General features: G+C 72.5%; 14 protein-coding genes, 3 tRNA genes and 1 pseudogene. 9 read left to right on the top strand and 9 right to left on the bottom strand.

The window, feature by feature from the left end:
- Positions 1-156 precede the first annotated feature (156 nt).
- Positions 157-1,611 (top strand): N,N-dimethylformamidase beta subunit family domain-containing protein, encoded by a 1,455-nt coding sequence (locus ACQ9ZG_RS17565; RefSeq protein ID WP_018488433.1) that lies wholly within the window; start codon positions 157-159, stop codon positions 1,609-1,611.
- A 129-nt stretch (positions 1,612-1,740) separates the two neighbouring features.
- A complete protein-coding gene (locus ACQ9ZG_RS17570) occupies positions 1,741-2,655 on the top strand; it encodes a phosphoribosylaminoimidazolesuccinocarboxamide synthase (protein ID WP_109917152.1) in 915 nt (304 codons plus the stop codon).
- 58 nt (positions 2,656-2,713) lie between these two features.
- Here the strand turns inward: ACQ9ZG_RS17570 and ACQ9ZG_RS17575 are convergent.
- The 9 genes from ACQ9ZG_RS17575 to ACQ9ZG_RS17615 form a co-directional block, all read right to left on the bottom strand.
- Positions 2,714-2,786: transfer RNA gene (locus tag ACQ9ZG_RS17575), tRNA-Gly, on the bottom strand.
- A 23-nt stretch (positions 2,787-2,809) separates the two neighbouring features.
- Entirely contained in the window at positions 2,810-3,457 is a 648-nt protein-coding gene (locus ACQ9ZG_RS17580; RefSeq protein ID WP_018488431.1) for a response regulator transcription factor, read from the bottom strand.
- A complete protein-coding gene (locus ACQ9ZG_RS17585) occupies positions 3,454-3,756 on the bottom strand; it encodes a hypothetical protein (RefSeq protein WP_146225861.1) in 303 nt (100 codons plus the stop codon). Before ACQ9ZG_RS17585 ends, ACQ9ZG_RS17580 begins: the two co-directional genes overlap by 4 nt.
- Positions 3,753-5,060 (bottom strand): sensor histidine kinase, encoded by a 1,308-nt coding sequence (locus ACQ9ZG_RS17590; protein WP_109917151.1) that lies wholly within the window; start codon positions 5,058-5,060, stop codon positions 3,753-3,755. Before ACQ9ZG_RS17590 ends, ACQ9ZG_RS17585 begins: the two co-directional genes overlap by 4 nt.
- A 182-nt stretch (positions 5,061-5,242) precedes the next feature.
- Positions 5,243-6,064, bottom strand: a complete 822-nt coding sequence (locus ACQ9ZG_RS17595; protein WP_109917150.1) for an ABC transporter permease — start codon at positions 6,062-6,064, stop codon at positions 5,243-5,245.
- Positions 6,061-7,080, bottom strand: a complete 1,020-nt coding sequence (locus tag ACQ9ZG_RS17600) for an ABC transporter ATP-binding protein (protein WP_109917149.1) — start codon at positions 7,078-7,080, stop codon at positions 6,061-6,063. The genes ACQ9ZG_RS17595 and ACQ9ZG_RS17600 overlap by 4 nt, the downstream gene beginning before the upstream one ends.
- Before the next feature lie 133 nt (positions 7,081-7,213).
- Positions 7,214-7,289 (bottom strand) — tRNA-Gly (locus tag ACQ9ZG_RS17605).
- 79 nt (positions 7,290-7,368) lie between these two features.
- Positions 7,369-7,440 (bottom strand) — tRNA-Gly (locus ACQ9ZG_RS17610).
- Between the two features lie 257 nt (positions 7,441-7,697).
- Positions 7,698-8,033, bottom strand: coding sequence for a histone-like nucleoid-structuring protein Lsr2 (locus ACQ9ZG_RS17615; protein WP_026237593.1), 336 nt, complete (start codon positions 8,031-8,033; stop codon positions 7,698-7,700).
- 454 nt (positions 8,034-8,487) lie between these two features.
- Here ACQ9ZG_RS17615 and purS point away from each other — a divergent pair, with 454 nt between their 5' ends.
- From purS to ACQ9ZG_RS17650, 7 genes and pseudogenes are all read left to right on the top strand, one after another.
- Positions 8,488-8,739 carry a phosphoribosylformylglycinamidine synthase subunit PurS gene (gene purS, locus ACQ9ZG_RS17620; protein ID WP_010056446.1) on the top strand — a complete coding sequence of 84 codons (252 nt, stop codon included), beginning with the start codon at positions 8,488-8,490 and terminating at the stop codon, positions 8,737-8,739.
- Complete coding sequence (gene purQ, locus ACQ9ZG_RS17625; RefSeq protein ID WP_028420160.1) at positions 8,736-9,416, top strand: phosphoribosylformylglycinamidine synthase subunit PurQ; 681 nt, start codon at positions 8,736-8,738, stop codon at positions 9,414-9,416. Before purS ends, purQ begins: the two co-directional genes overlap by 4 nt.
- Positions 9,413-11,662 carry a phosphoribosylformylglycinamidine synthase subunit PurL gene (gene purL, locus ACQ9ZG_RS17630; protein ID WP_109917148.1) on the top strand — a complete coding sequence of 750 codons (2,250 nt, stop codon included), beginning with the start codon at positions 9,413-9,415 and terminating at the stop codon, positions 11,660-11,662. The genes purQ and purL overlap by 4 nt, the downstream gene beginning before the upstream one ends.
- A gap of 114 nt (positions 11,663-11,776) precedes the next feature.
- Complete coding sequence (locus ACQ9ZG_RS17635; RefSeq protein WP_499280818.1) at positions 11,777-12,322, top strand: ArsR/SmtB family transcription factor; 546 nt, start codon at positions 11,777-11,779, stop codon at positions 12,320-12,322.
- Between the two features lie 47 nt (positions 12,323-12,369).
- Positions 12,370-13,206, top strand: a pseudogene (locus tag ACQ9ZG_RS17640) (M23 family metallopeptidase); the annotation flags it as partial.
- A 262-nt stretch (positions 13,207-13,468) separates the two neighbouring features.
- Positions 13,469-14,266 carry a maleylpyruvate isomerase family mycothiol-dependent enzyme gene (locus tag ACQ9ZG_RS17645; protein WP_028420163.1) on the top strand — a complete coding sequence of 266 codons (798 nt, stop codon included), beginning with the start codon at positions 13,469-13,471 and terminating at the stop codon, positions 14,264-14,266.
- A 65-nt stretch (positions 14,267-14,331) separates the two neighbouring features.
- The gene (locus ACQ9ZG_RS17650) at positions 14,332-15,243 is read left to right on the top strand and encodes an META domain-containing protein (protein WP_258311993.1); all 912 of its coding nucleotides are present in this window, start codon (positions 14,332-14,334) and stop codon (positions 15,241-15,243) included.
- Positions 15,244-15,293 lie beyond the last annotated feature (50 nt).

Consider the following 15,293-nt stretch of genomic DNA (forward strand, 5'->3'; position numbering starts at 1 on the left):
ACGACCGGTCGTGCGTAACGACCGGAAGAAAGGGTTCCGTTCCCGTCAATTAGCGACGAAGGGTGACGGAGTGCGTGCGTTATGTGATGTGCTGGGGATCGGCGCTGACATCGTGCGCACAGGAGTTGTCCGGGGGACCCGAGGGAGGGGCGCGGCATGGGGGCGGAGCAGATTCGACGGTGGGAGTCGGGCGCCCTCGCGCATGCGGTGAGCGACCCCTTCGGACAGGGCCCGCTGCCCTGGCTGCGCGGCAGCGAGAACTATTTCGACGACACCGGGCAGGTCGTCCCCTGGTACGCGGACCTCGCCCGCTCCACCGGCGGCGGCACCCGCACCGCCGACGACGTCCACCGCCAGATCAAGGGATTCGTCTCACCCGGAGCGGCCGCCCCCGGCGAGGCCATCGACTTCCACATCACCGTGGACCCGCCCCAGCAGTTCTCGGTCGACGTCTACCGGATCGGACACTACGGCGGCGACGGCGCGGCCAAGATCACCACCAGCCCGCGCCTCTCCGGCATCGTCCAGCCGCCGCCGCTGGCCGCCGACCGGACCGTCTCCTGCCACCACTGGTGGATGTCCTGGCGGCTCCAGATCCCGAGCTACTGGTCGGTCGGCGCGTACGTGGCCGTGCTGACCACCGCCGACGGGTACCGCTCGCACATCCCCTTCACCGTCCGCCACGACCACCCCGCCGATCTGCTGCTCCTGCTTCCCGACATCACCTGGCAGGCGTACAACCTCTACCCGGAGGACGGCCGCACCGGCGCCAGCCTGTACCACGCGTGGGACGAGCGGGGGCGGCTGCTGGGCGAGGAGGACGCGGCCGTCACGATCTCCTTCGACCGCCCGTACGCCGGGGCCGGACTGCCGCTGCACGTGGGGCACGCCTACGACTTCATCCGCTGGGCCGAGAGATACGGCTACGACCTCGCCTACGCCGACGCCCGCGACCTGCACGCCGGCCGGATCGATCCCAGCCGCTACCGGGGCCTGGTCTTCCCCGGCCACGACGAGTACTGGACCACCCCCATGCGCCGCGCCGCCGAGCGCGCCCGCGACGGCGGCACCTCGCTCGTCTTCCTCTCCGCCAACACCATGTACTGGCAGGTGGGCCTCGCCCCCTCCGCCTCCGGCATCCCCGACCGGCTGCTCACCTGCCGCAAGCGCCGGGGCCCCGGGAAGTCGGCCCTCTGGCGCGAGGTGGACCGGCCCGAGCAGCAGCTCCTGGGCATCCAGTACGCGGGCCGGGTGCCCGAGCCCAGCCCGCTCGTCGTGCGCAACGCCGAGCACTGGCTCTGGGACGCCACGGGCGCGGCCGACGGCGACGAGATCGACGGTCTGGTCGCCGGGGAGGCCGACCGCTACTTCCCCCGGACGAGCCTGCCGGAGCACGACAGCCGCATCCTGCTCGCCCACTCCCCGTACCAGGACTCCGAAGGCGCCACCCGCCACCAGGAGACCTCGCTCTACCAGGCACCCTCCGGCGCTCTCGTCTTCGCCTCCGGCACGTTCGCCTGGTCCCCGGCGCTGGACCGCCCCGGCCATGTCGACGCCCGTATCCAGCAGGCCACGGCCAACCTCCTCGACCGCATCTGCAAGCGCGACTGAACCGGGCCCGGGCGTACCCGCAGGCAGGACCGAAGCGCGGCCGGGCGTGTTCACGGCCCCGCTCCCGCACCCGCCGCCTCCGTACGGGACAATCGGAACCGCTCCTGGATCAATCTACGCGGAGGCACCGTGTCCGGTTTTGTAGAAAAGCCCGAGCCCGTACAGGTTCCGGGCCTCACCCACCTGCACACCGGCAAGGTGCGTGACCTGTACCGGAACGAGGCGGGCGACCTCGTCATGGTCGCCAGCGACCGTATCTCCGCCTACGACTGGGTCCTGCCGACCGAGATCCCCGACAAGGGCCGCGTCCTCACGAAGCTCTCGCTCTGGTGGTTCGACCAGCTCGCCGACCTGGTGCCCAACCACGTCATCTCCTCCGAGCTGCCGGCCGGCGCCCCGGCCGACTGGGCGGGCCGCACCCTCGTCTGCAGGAACCTGCGGATGGTCCCGGTCGAGTGCGTGGCGCGCGGCTACCTCACCGGCTCCGGGCTCGTCGAGTACAAGGACTCCCGCACGGTCTGCGGCATCGGCCTCCCCGAGGGCCTGGTCGACGGCTCCGAGCTGCCCGGCCCGATCTTCACCCCGGCCACCAAGGCGGCCGTCGGGGACCACGACGAGAACGTGAGTTACGAGGACGTCGCCCGCCAGGTCGGTGTGGAGACCGCCGCCGAGCTGCGCCGGACCACGCTCGACGTCTACCGCCGCGCGCGGGACATCGCCCACCACCGCGGGATCATCCTGGCCGACACCAAGTTCGAGTTCGGCCACGAGACCACCGAGGACGGCGGCGAGCGGCTGATCATCGCCGACGAGGTGCTGACGCCCGACTCCTCGCGCTTCTGGCCCGCCGCCACCTGGCAGCCCGGCCGCGCTCAGCCCTCGTACGACAAGCAGTTCGTCCGCGACTGGCTGACCTCCCCGGCCTCCGGCTGGGACCGCGCGAGCGAGACGCCGCCGCCCGCGCTGCCGCAGGAGATCGTGGACGCCACCCGGGCCAAGTACATCGAGGCGTACGAGGTCCTGACCGGCTCCAACTGGTCGTAGAGGCAGGCGGATACGGCGAAGGCCCCGGTCCAGAGGGACCGGGGCCTTCGCTTCGCGGAGCGGACGACCAGGTTCGAACTGGCGACCTCAACCTTGGCAAGGTTGCGCTCTACCAACTGAGCTACGTCCGCAGTGCGCCTCAGCGCGATGCCTACTATACCCAACCTCGCTCGCGGGCGAGACGCACCGCCGTGTGCCGGTTCTCCGCACCGATCTTGGAGGCGGCCGAGGAGAGGTAGTTGCGGACCGTCCCCTGCGAGAGCGAGGCCCGCTCCGCGATCTCCGCGACCGGCGCCCCGTCCGCCGCCAGTTCGAGCACCTCGGCCTCCCGGGCGGTGAGCGGGGAGTCCCCGGCGGCGATGGCGTCGGCCGCCAACTCCGGGTCCACATAGCGGTTTCCGGCGTGGACGGTACGGATGATCTCGGCGAGCCGGCGGGCGCTGACGGTCTTCGGGACGAAGCCGCGCACACCGGCGGCCAGCGCCCGCTTGAGGTGCCCGGGGCGGCCGTGGCTGGTCACGATCATGGTGCGGCAGCCGGGGAGTTCGGCGCGGAGCGATGTGGCGACCTTCACACCGTCCGCGCCCGGCATCTGGAGATCGAGGACGGCGACGTCGGGCCGGTGCGCGAGGGCCATCGCGAGCGCCTCCGGACCGCTCGCCGCCTCCGCGACGACCACGAGGTCGTCCTCCAGGGCGAGCAGCGCGGCGAGGGCGCCCCGGATCAGATGCTCGTCGTCGGCGAGCAGCACCCGCAGGGGCCGGCCGGATTCCTCGGTGGTCATGTCCCCTTCGTCGGTCATCCTCTTCCCTCCGGAAGGGCGGTACGGGCGCGGACGGTACGGGCGGTGGGCGTCGGCCTGCCGAGGACGGCGGCGGTACGGGTGGCGGTCGGCGGCTCACCACGGACGGCGGGGGTACGGGGAGTGGTCGGCGGTCCCCCGGCGCGGCGGGCCGGGACGAGAGCGGCCGGGGCCGCGGCTGTCGGCCTGCCGGGGGCGGAGGTGGTACGGGCGGCAGCCATCAACCTGCCCGGGACGGAGGCGGTACGGGCGGTGAGCCTCGGCCTGCCCCGGAGCGGGGCGGTACGTGTCGTGGTCATCGGTCCTCCGTCGACAGGGTTCCGGGGGAGGGGCGTCCGCCCGGGGCCGTGAGCGGGACCGTCGCCGTGACCCGGAACAGGCCGTCCCCGGCCGGACCGGCCTCCAGCGAACCGCCCAGGGCCGCCAGCCGTTCCCGCAGCCCGGCCAGACCGGAGCCACCACCGGCCGCTCCGGAACCGCCTCCGGCCACCCCGGAGCCGTCCCGTTCGCCCGCCCCGTCGTTCTCGACCTCCAGCACCACCGCCCCCTCCGTCGTCGTCAGCCGGATCACGCAGACCCGGGGGTCCCCGTGGCGCAGGACGTTGGTCGCCGCCTCGCGGACCACCCAGCCCAGGGCCGCCTGGACGGCGGGGGGCGCGCCGATCCCCGCCGGGCCGTCCGCGCCCACCACGGTGCAGCTGATCCCGGCGGCCTCCAACACGCCCTTCGCCCCCAGGAGTTCGGTGGGCAGGTCGGCCTCGCGGTAGCCCCGTACGACATCGCGTACCTCCTGCTGCGAGGCGCGCGCGATCCGCTGGACCTCGACCATCTGGTCCACGGCCGCCGCGTTCCCGCGCTGGGCCAGCTCCACGGCCAGCTCGCTTTTCAGCGCGATCACCGCCAGGTTCCGGCCCAGCACGTCGTGCATGTCCCGGCCGAACCGCAGCCGCTCCTCCGCCACCGCGAGCCGCGCCTGCATGTCCCGCGCCTCCTCCGCCTGCCACATCACCGTCAGGCTCCAGGCGCTCGGCCGGGTCGAGACGAGCACCAGCAGGACGACGATGAACAGCGAGACGGCCGCCCCGAGCAGCAGCCCGCCGGGCGCCCCGACGGTCGCCAGGAGCCCCAGTACGACCACCGTGAAGGCCGCGCACTGCAGCAGGTACGTCCGGACGGGGACGAGCAGTACGTACGGCACCGTGAACGCCAGCGGCAGGTCCAGCACCAGCAGGGAGAGCCCCGCGTCGTCGATGCCCCCCACCGCCGCCAGGGCCACCAGCAGCCCGGTCAGCACCGCCAGCAGCACCGCCGGGAGCCGCAGCCGGCGCGGCGGGAAGGGGCCCGCGCCCCGGTAGTGGGCGAAGGCGGGCGCCACATTGCGGTTGCTCAGCACGCACTGGACGGCGTTCACGGCGAAGAAGCCCGCGCCGAGGGCCACCGCCACCGGGCCGTGGTCCAGGGTCGCGCCGAGCGGCAGCAGGCCCCAGGAGAGCAGGAAGACCCAGGGGAGCGAGCAGAGCGTGACCCGTGTGTAGAGGTCGATGCGCTGGAGCTTGGTCCGCTCCTGCCACCCGCGCCGCCAGCCCCGTACCCGACCGATCACCTCGTCCAGCCCCTTCGTCCGGTCCCCGAGAGGAGACCCCGTGCCGCCCGTCCGCTCCCCGCGGGGAGTCTCCGCGCCGCCCGGCCGCTCCCCGTCGGAGCCGCCCGGCCGCCCGGCCGTTCCCGGGGGGAGTCTCCGCTCCCCGTGAGAGCCGTGGCTGCCCGCGGGAGTCCCCGTGCCGCTCAGCCGCGCGGGTCCCAGCGGAACCACCGCTGCACAGCAAACACCGCGAACCCGGTCCAGGCCAGCGCCGCCACCCCGGCCGTGACCAGGTCACCGGTCTCCGCGTTGCCGAGCCAGCCGTGCCGTACGAGGGTCATCACGCCGGTCAGCGGCAGCAGTTCGAGCACCGAGGCCAGCCGGTCCGGGAAGACGTCCAGCGGGACGAAGATCCCGGAGCCGAAGAGCGAGACGAAGAACAGCGGCAACGTGGTGAGCTGCGAGGTCTGGACCGTCCGGGTCATCGCGGAGGTCGCGGCGGCCAGCGCGGCCATCATCAGGAAGCCCACCAGCAGCCCCAGCAGGAACAGCTCCGGCCGCTTCGGGGCGCTCAGGTCGAAGGCGATCGCCCCGGCCACGACCAGCAGCACGCACTGGAGGAGCGCGAGGGCCACGGAGGGCAGCGCGGTGGCGGTGAGGATCTCGCGGTCGGTGACCTCGCCGGTGCGCAGCCGCTTGAGGACGAGCTCCTCGCGCCGGGTGACGTAACCGGTGACCAGGTTCATGTAGACCACCTGGACCAGCACGATGCCGATCCCGCCGGTGAGCGCGGCTCCCGCGATGGAGAGCCCGGTGCCGGCGAGGTCGATCTGCTGGAGCGAGGCCCGGATCGAGAAGATCATCACGACCGGCAGCACCAGGGCCAGGAAGATCGCGGACCGGTTGCGGACCAGCAGGATCAGCTCGGCGCGGGCGAGCGCCGCCAGCCGCCGCCCGGAGGCCGATCCCTTCGAGGGGGAGCGGCGCGGGGCCGTGCGGTCCGCGAGGACGGTGGGCGTGGTCATGCCGTCACCTTCTTCTTCGTCGTGTCCGTGGTCCCGGCCCCCGCCCCGCGCGGGTCCTCGGACCGGGAGCGGAGCTGGGTGTTCGCGATCTGGAGGAACGCCTCCTCCAGCGATGCGGAGCGGGCGTCGAGCGCGATCAGCCGGACGCCCGACTCCCTGGCCCAGCCGAGCAGTTCGTGCAGCGACTCCTGGAGCGCGGCGGTACGGATCTCCACCCGCTGCCCCTCCGCGCCCGCCCGCAGCGAGAGCGGGAGGCGCCCTGCCGGTACGTCGTCGGGCAGCGTGAACCGGATCCTGGCGGGCTGCGACGCCGTGACCTCGGCGGTGGTCCCGGCCGTCACGATCTGCCCCTGGTGCATGATCGCCAGCCGGTCCGCGAGCGCCTCGGCCTCCTCCAGGTAGTGCGTGGTCAGCAGGACGGTCGTGCCGTCGGCCCGCAGCGCCCGGATCAGGTCCCAGGTGTCGCGCCGCCCCTCCGCGTCCAGCCCCGTCGTCGGCTCGTCCAGGAAGAGCACCTCGGGCCGCGAGGTCAGGGCCAGCGCCAGGTCGAGGCGCCGCTTCTCCCCGCCGGAGAGCTGCTTGACCCGCACCCGGGCCCGGCTGCTGAGGCCGACCATCTCCAGGGCCTCGGCGGCGGGCCGGGCGCCGGTGGTGCACGCCGACCACATCCGCGCGGTCTCCAGGACGGTGAGGTCGGAGGGGAAGCCGCCCTCCTGGAGCATCACCCCGGTCCGGGGCCGGACGGCGGCGCGCTCGCGGTACGGGTCGTGGCCCAGGACCCTGATCGTCCCGGCGGTGGGGCGGGCCAGGCCCTCCAGGAGTTCGACGGTGGAGGTCTTGCCCGCGCCGTTCGTCCCGAGGAGGGCGAAGAGTTCGCCGCGGGCCACGGAGAAGGAGACCCCGGAGACGGCCTCGAAACCGTCCTGGTAGCTGCGGCGGACCCCGTCTGCCTCGATCACGGGACCGTCCACCACGGGACGGGCCGCCCGGTCGCTGAGAAAGTCGTCGCTGGTCATGCCTCAAGCGTTCCGCCGGAGCGGGCCCGCGAGCAGTGCGCGCTGTCACCAGTGCCCATGACAAACGTCATGGCGGGGGAGGAGCGGACACGACAGAGGCCCTGACCGAAATCGGTCAGGGCCTCTGTCGTTCTGGAGCGGACGACCAGGTTCGAACTGGCGACCTCAACCTTGGCAAGGTTGCGCTCTACCAACTGAGCTACGTCCGCAGTGCAACCACTCGGCTTTCACCGGTGGAGCGATCACTACTCTACCCGATCCACCGGAGTGGTCCGAAGAGTCGTGCAGAGCGGGTGACAGGAATTGCACACTGCGCCTTCCCCCTGGAAGGAGGATGTTCTACTACTGAACTACACCCGCACGCTGCTGGGGGTTCGGCCTTTCGGCCTTGCCCCTCGGCGTGCTCCAGACTCTATCCGACCTGCGGGGGTGTAGCGCAAGTCGGCTCCCCGCGACCGGTCTGACGGGGCGTGAGGCCGGTCGCGGGGAGCCGTGGGCCCGGCCCGGCGCCGCCGCGGGGCCGGGCCTCGATCCGCCGTGAAGTCGCTTCTCGGGCCGACGCGTTCACCGTCCCGCGCCGCAGTGGAGTCATGCCCCGCGCCGACGTGGCGACCGGCTCAGGCCGACGCGTTGAACGCCTCGTAGACCTTCTTCGGGATGCGGCCGCGGGCCGGCACCTCCATACGGTGCGAGCGGGCCCAGGCGCGGACGGCCGCGGGGTCCGGGGCGAGGGAGGTGTGGCGGTACGAGGCGGGGGTCCTGCCGTGCTTACTGGCATTTGTCTGCTTTCGGCCGGCCGCCATGTAAGGCGCCAGCGTCTTCCGCAGTTTCTTGGCGTTGGCGGGATTGAGGTCGATCTCGTACGTCTTCCCGTCCAGGGCGAAGGTGACCGTTTCCGCCGCTGTTCCCCCGTCGATGTCGTCGGAGAGCGTAACCACTACGCGCTGAGCCACGGATATCGGTCCTTTCCTACGGCTTCGGCGCGTCGGGCGTGCGCCGATGGGCCGGCCTTCCGGCTGTTAGGCGGATACGGATCGACGGATGTCGACTGTTCCGGTGTCCCCGGGGCAATGCTGTTTTCCCCGGTAATCATTTGTACAGCGGCGGGCACCGCATTGTGAAGCCCAGCCAATTGCCTCCGCGTGTCCGAGCGCAATCCCCGGCGTGATTCTTTCCCAGGACTTTTCCTGCCTGTTGTCGTGGCTGATATCCCGATGTGATCTACGCCGGACCTGTGTGATCTACGCCGTACCTGCGGGGGTCCGGCCGCCGTATCCGTTCTGTATCCGTTCCGTCTCATATCTACCCGCGTAGAAATTTCGGGCAGGTACGCTGAGTGGACCCGCGGGGGTCTGGGGAACCCCCCCGGAGAGACAGCCGCACCACACCACCACACCGGGAGTGCCAGTGGCACGCGTCGTAGTCGACGTCATGCTCAAGCCGGAGATCCTCGACCCGCAGGGACAGGCGGTGCAGCGTGCGCTGCCCCGCCTCGGCTTCGAGGGAATCGCGGACGTTCGTCAGGGAAAGCGTTTCGAGCTGGAGGTCGAGGGGCCGGTCGACGACGCCGCCCTCGCCCGTATTAACGAGATGGCCGAGACCTTCCTCGCCAACACCGTCATCGAGGACTTCGTCGTGAAGGTGGAGGAGGAGAAGTGACCACCCGTATCGGCGTCGTCACTTTTCCCGGCACCCTCGACGATCAGGACGCCCTGCGCGCCGTCCGCATCGCGGGCGCGGAGCCCGTATCGCTCTGGCACCGCGACAAGGACCTGCACCAGGTCGACGCGGTCGTCCTGGCCGGTGGCTTCTCCTACGGGGACTACCTCCGGGCCGGCGCCATCTCGCGCTTCTCGCCGGTGATGGAGACGGTCATCGAGCAGGCGAAGGCCGGTCTGCCGGTCCTCGGCATCTGCAACGGCTTCCAGATCCTGACCGAGGCGCACCTGCTGCCCGGCGCGATGCTGCGCAACAACCACCTGCACTTCATCTGCCGCGACCAGAAGCTGCGGGTGGAGAACGCGGAGACCGCCTGGACCGCCGACTACAGCGCGGGCCAGGAGATCAGCGTCCCGCTCAAGAACATGGACGGCCGGTACACCGCCGACGAGCGCACGCTCGACGAGCTGGAGGCCGAGGGCCGGGTCGCCTTCCGCTACCTGGACGGCAACCCCAACGGCTCGCTCCGCGACATCGCGGGCATCACCAACGCGGCGGGCAACATCGTCGGCCTGATGCCGCACCCGGAGCACGCCGTGGAGCCGCTCATCGGCACCGGCCGCACCGACGGCCTCGGTTTCTTCACCTCGATCATCAAGAAGCTGGTCAACGCATGAGCCTGGATACGGTCAAGCACGCGGCCGAGACCCCGGACGCCGAGCAGCCCTGGAAGGAACTGGGCCTCAAGGAGGACGAGTACGCCCGGATCCGCGAGATCCTGGGCCGCCGTCCCACCGGCGCCGAGCTCGCCATGTACTCGGTGATGTGGTCGGAGCACTGCTCGTACAAGAGCAGCAAGGTCCACCTCAAGCAGTTCGGCGAGAAGGTCCCCGAGAACGACGCGATGCTCGTCGGCATCGGGGAGAACGCGGGCGTCGTCGACGTCGGCCAGGGGTACGCGGTCACCTTCAAGGTCGAGTCGCACAACCACCCCTCGTACATCGAGCCCTACCAGGGCGCGGCCACCGGCATCGGCGGCATCGTCCGCGACATCCTCGCGATGGGCGCCCGCCCGGTCGCCGTCGTCGACCCGCTGCGCTTCGGCGCGGCCGACCACCCCGACACCAAGCGCGTCCTGCCGGGCGTCGTCGCGGGCATCGGCGGCTACGGCAACTGCCTGGGCCTGCCCAACATCGGCGGCGAGGTCGTCTTCGACGCCTGCTACCAGGGCAACCCGCTGGTCAACGCCGGCTGCATCGGCGTGATGAAGCACGAGGACATCCACCTCGCCAAGGCGTCCGGCGCGGGCAACAAGGTCATCCTGTACGGCGCCCGCACCGGCGGCGACGGCATCGGCGGTGTCTCCGTGCTGGCCTCGGAGACCTTCGAGTCGACCGGCCCGGCCAAGCGCCCCGCCGTCCAGGTCGGCGACCCGTTCCAGGAGAAGCTCCTCATCGAGTGCACCCTGGAGATCTTCCGGGAGAAGCTGGTCGACGGCATCCAGGACCTCGGCGGCGCCGGGCTCTCCTGCGCCACCTCCGAGCTGGCCTCGGCCGGTTCCGGCGGCATGCGCGTCGAGCTGGACACCGTGCCGCTGCGCGACTCCTCGCTCTCGCCCGAGGAGATCCTCATGAGCGAGTCGCAGGAGCGCATGTGCGCGATCGTGGAGCCGGGGAACGTGGACCGCTTCCTGGAGATCTGCGAGAAGTGGGACGTCATCGCCACCGTCATCGGTGAGGTGACCGAGGGCTCCCAGCTGGAGATCTTCTGGCACGGCGAGCAGATCGTCGACGTGCCGCCGCGCACGGTCGCCCACGAGGGCCCGGTCTACCAGCGCCCGTTCGCCCGCCCGTCCTGGCAGGACGCGCTCCAGGCGGACGACGCGGGGAACCTCGCCCGTCCCTCGACCGCCGCCGAGCTGCGCGAGCAGGTCCTCAAGCTGGTCGCCTCCCCGAACCAGGCCTCCAAGGCGTGGATCACCGACCAGTACGACCGCTTCGTGCAGGGCAACACCGTCCTCGCGATGCCCGAGGACGCGGGCATGGTCCGCATCGACGCCGACTCCAACCTGGGCGTGGCGATGGCGACCGACGGCAACGGCCGGTACGCCAAGCTCGACCCGTACGCGGGCGCGCAGCTGGCGCTGGCGGAGTCGTACCGCAACGTCGCCGCCTCCGGCGCCAAGCCGCTGGCCATCTCCAACTGCCTGAACTTCGGTTCGCCCGAGGACCCGGACGTCATGTGGCAGTTCGCCGAGGCCACCCGCGGTCTCGCGGACGGCTGCCTGGAGCTGGGCACCCCGGTCACCGGCGGCAACGTCTCGCTCTACAACCAGACCGGCGAGACGGCGATCCACCCGACGCCCGTCGTGGCCGTGCTCGGTGTGATCGACGACGTCACCCGGCGCACGCCGGTCGCCTTCGCGGAAGAGGGCCAGCTCCTCTACCTGCTGGGCGACACGGCCGAGGAGTTCGGCGGCTCGGCCTGGTCCGAGGTCGTCCACAACCACCTGGGCGGCCTGCCGCCGAAGGTGGACCTCGGCCGCGAGAAGCTGCTCGCGGAGATCCTCATCTCGGCCTCGCGCGACGGCATGATCGACGCCGCGCACGACCTGTCCGACGGCGGTCTGGTCCAGGCGGTCACCGAGTCCTGCCTGCGCGGCGGGAACGGCGCCCGGCTGGTCGTGCCGGACGGCCTGGACGCGTTCACGTTCCTCTTCTCCGAGTCGGCGGGGCGCGCGGTCGTCGCGGTCCCGCGCAGCGAGGAGCTGCGCTTCACCGACATGTGCGGCGCGCGCGGTCTGCCCGTCGTCCGCATCGGTGTCGTGGACGGCGAGGAGATCGAGGTCCAGGGCGAGTTCGCCATCCCGCTGAGCGAGCTGCGGACGGCGCACGAGGCGACGATCCCGGCGCTGCTCGCCTGAGCCGGAGTCACCTCGCGTACGTCCCAAGCCCCCGCCCGGTCCGTCCGGGCGGGGGCTTCGGCCTTTCCGCCCGCTCGGTTGTCGGAGATTACGTAATTACGTAAGGTTGATGTCATGGAGCTGGAGCAGCGGGTCGCCGAGCTGGAACGGCGGCTCACGGCGCTGGAGGGGCAGGACCGCGAGGACGGCGGGTCGCCCCGGCTGGGCGACGGTGACTTCTGGGCGCTCGGCGGACTGAAGCAGCGGCTCGCGGAGGCCGGGGAGACCGGGGCCGACGGGGGAGTGCTCTTCACGGGGGCGGTCCGGCTGCCGACCGGCGAGCGGTACGAGTGGCAGTACGGCGCCTTCACCGGAGCCCTGCTCGACAGCGAGGGCGGGGACGGCGAGCGCCCGTCCGACGGCGGATCGGCGGCCGCGGACGCGCTCGCCGCGCTCGGCCATCCCGTACGGCTGCGCCTGCTCCGCGAGATCCTCGGCGGCCGCCGCACGGCCGCCGAGCTGGCCGCGCTCGACGCGGTCGGGACCACCGGCCAGATCTACCACCACCTGCGCCGGCTGACCGGCGCGGGCTGGCTCCGGCCGGCCGGCCGGGGCCGGTACGAGGTGCCGGCCACCCGGGTGGTGCCGCTGCTGGTGGTGCTGACGGCGGCGGCGCCGTAGGGCCTGCCGACGGACGGCGGGTCCGACCGACGACAGGGGGAACGACCATGTCCGCACGGAACGTCCTGGCCAGGGCCCACCGGCTCTCCTGGCTCGTCCTGATCGCGCTGGTGATCGCGGAGGTCGTCACCGATCTGCCCGGCCCCGGGTGGACGACCACGTTCCTGCCCGCGGCGGTCGTGGCGGTGCTCCTGCTGACCACGAACGCGCTCCAGGCGAGGGCGGGGGCGCCCCGGGGCGAGCCGCGGGAGCCGGTGGAGGTCGCACCGCCGGTGACCGGGCGGTGGTCGGCCCTGAACAGCCCGGCCGACAAGGTCCCGAGCCATGGGACGCACGTGTACGGACAGACGTACGCGATCGACATCGTGGCCGAGCCGGAGGCGGCGGACGGGGCCCCGCAGGCCCGGCCGCCGTTCCGCTGGGTGTGGCCGGTCGTCCGCCGCAACCGCGACTTCCCGGCCTTCGGCGCCCCGCTGCTCGCGGTGGCCGACGCCACGGTGGTGGTGGCGAGCGACGGCCAGCGCGACCACCTGAGCCGCAATTCGCTGCCCGCGCTCGCCTACCTGATGCTCGTCGAGGCCACCGTCCGGACGGTCCTGGGCGCGCACCGCGTCCTCGGCAACCATGCGGTCCTGGACCTCGGCGGCGGTACGTACGCGGTCTACGCCCACATCCGGCGCGGCTCGCTGACGGTGAAGGCCGGGGACCGGGTCCGGGCCGGGCAGGAGATCGGGCGCGTGGGGAACTCCGGCAACACCACCGAACCCCACCTCCACCTCCACCTCATGGACGGCCCCGACCCGGACGCGGCCCGGGGCGTCCCGTTCACCTGGCGGGGCGTCGGAGTCCCGGCGAACGGCGAGACGTTCACGGTGGGTGCGGTGGGTGCGGTGGGTGCGGTGGGTGCGGTGGGTGCGGTGGATGCCGGGGCTGCCAGGGCTGCCAGGGCTGCCGGGGCTGCGGGGGACGACGGGGCTGCGGAGGCCGCTGGTAACGCCGGAGCTGCCAGTGACGACGGAGCTGCCAGTGACGACGGGGCCGCCAGTGACGACGGGGCCGCCAGGAACGCGCCGGGCCGTGGCGGGAAGCGGGGCGTGCGGGACGGGCGGTCCGGTGCTGTGGGTGGGGCCGGTTAGTCTCGGCCCCATGCCCCCGGCCAAGAAGCGCCCGCGCGCCTACGACCACCTCAGGACCCGGACGGCGGTCCTCGCCCAGTTCGGCCATGTCCGCGACGCCGTACGTGCGTTGACGCCCGAGCAGCTCGCCCGGCCGACCCGGCTCGACGGCTGGACGGTGCGCGATCTGGTCGCGCACATCGCGCTGGGGCTCGGCGCGGTCAGCCGGGACCTTGCCCTGCCGGAGCCGCCCGGACCCAAGCCCGCGACCACCCTCCTGGAGTGGGCGCCGGCCGTCGCCGCGGCGGTCAGGGACGCCACGGCCCCGCCCCCGTCCGCCGGACACCCCGACCTCCCCGCGCTGTACGAGGAGGTGGAGGCCGGGTTCCTCGCGGACGTCCCGGCCTCCGGCACCGGGGACCGGCTGCTGACCACCCGGGTCGGTTCCATGCGGCTGGCCGACCTCCTGGTGACCCGGACCGTCGAGCTGATCGTCCACACGGACGACCTCAACGAGGCGCTCGGGCTGGAGATCCCGTACGACCGGCAGGCGCTGGCCGCCTGCACCCGGCTGCTGGCGGACACCCTCGCGGACCGGGCGCCGGGGGGCTCGGTCGAGGTGCGCGTGCCGCCGTTCGCGGTGGTCCAGTGCATCGGCGGCCCCAAGCACACCCGGGGCACCCCGCCCAACGTGGTGGAGACGGCCCCGCTGACCTGGGCCCGCCTCGCCACCGGACGGACGGAGTGGGCGCGGGCCCTGGCCGACGCCGAGGTCAGCGCCGGCGGCGAACGGGCCGACCTGGCCGGGCTGCTCCCCCTGATGGCCTGAGGGGCGTACACCCCGGTCGGAGCAGGGGGCGGAACCGGATCGGGCCCCCGTCCCGTCACATCGCCATGCGCACACAACGTACGGAAGTCAGCACCGGCAGCGGCACCGGCGTCAGCGCCGGTATCGGCACCGGCATCAGCGTCCTGGCCCTCCTCACCCTCGCCGCCTGCGGTACGGAGTCGGGCTCCGGCCCCGGCTCCGGCGGCGGCAGCGACACCGCGCGGAGCGATGTGCCCGTCACCGGGGTCGCGTGGCAGGTCGACTCCCTGACCGTCGGGGGGAAGCAGACCGAGGCCCCCGAGGGCTCCCGGCTGGAGATCGACCCGAAGGGCCGTGCCACGGCCTACTTCGGCTGCAACCACATCGGGGCGAAGGCCGAGGTGGACGGCGACCGGATCACCCTGAGCGAGCCGAGCCGGACCGGGATGGCGTGCGGGGAGGACGTCGACGCGTTCGAGAAGGCCGCGGTCGCCGCCCTCGACGGCGCACTCACGGCGAAGCTCTCCGGCGAGAAGCTCACCCTCACCGCCGGGGGCGGCGACACGCTGGCGCTCAGCGAGGAGCGGCCCGCCGACCTGACCGGCACCCGGTGGGCGGTGAACACCCTGGTCGACGGGGAGACGGCGACCTCCGTCCCCGCCGACCTCCCGAAGGAGCGGGTGCCCCATCTGACCCTCGGCGAGGACGGCACGATCCAGGGCAACTACGGCTGCAACTCCTACCGGGGCGAGGCCACCGTCAAGGACGCCACCATCACCTTCGGCCCCCCGGCCGGCACCAAGAAGCTCTGCCCGGACGCGGAGATGGAGACGGAGCGCGCGGTCCTCGCGGCCCTGGACGGCCCGGCGACGTACACGATCAAGGGCTCCACGCTCACCATCACGGCGGACGACGGCCGGGGCATCACCGCCAAGGCCGTCCCGGAGAAGACCGAGGGCGCCCCGGAGCAGACCGGAGGCGCTCCGGAACAGGGCTGAATCCGGGCCGCCGGTGTGAGGCTCACCACGAAACGAGCGTTCGGCCAGTG

This window comes from Streptomyces araujoniae (assembly GCF_050871195.1).
GTDB classification, from domain to species: domain Bacteria; phylum Actinomycetota; class Actinomycetes; order Streptomycetales; family Streptomycetaceae; genus Streptomyces; species Streptomyces bacillaris.

Coding starts and splice junctions, on each gene's coding strand:
- ACQ9ZG_RS17565 (WP_018488433.1), top strand. CDS start 157: ATGGGGGCGGAGCAGATTCGACGGTGGGAGTCGGGCGCCCTCGCGCAT.
- ACQ9ZG_RS17580 (WP_018488431.1), bottom strand. CDS start 3,457: ATGACCGACGAAGGGGACATGACCACCGAGGAATCCGGCCGGCCCCTG.
- ACQ9ZG_RS17585 (WP_146225861.1), bottom strand. CDS start 3,756: ATGACCACGACACGTACCGCCCCGCTCCGGGGCAGGCCGAGGCTCACC.
- ACQ9ZG_RS17595 (WP_109917150.1), bottom strand. CDS start 6,064: ATGACCACGCCCACCGTCCTCGCGGACCGCACGGCCCCGCGCCGCTCC.
- ACQ9ZG_RS17600 (WP_109917149.1), bottom strand. CDS start 7,080: ATGACCAGCGACGACTTTCTCAGCGACCGGGCGGCCCGTCCCGTGGTG.
- purL (WP_109917148.1), top strand. CDS start 9,413: ATGAGCCTGGATACGGTCAAGCACGCGGCCGAGACCCCGGACGCCGAG.
- ACQ9ZG_RS17635 (WP_499280818.1), top strand. CDS start 11,777: ATGGAGCTGGAGCAGCGGGTCGCCGAGCTGGAACGGCGGCTCACGGCG.
- ACQ9ZG_RS17645 (WP_028420163.1), top strand. CDS start 13,469: ATGCCCCCGGCCAAGAAGCGCCCGCGCGCCTACGACCACCTCAGGACC.
- ACQ9ZG_RS17650 (WP_258311993.1), top strand. CDS start 14,332: ATGCGCACACAACGTACGGAAGTCAGCACCGGCAGCGGCACCGGCGTC.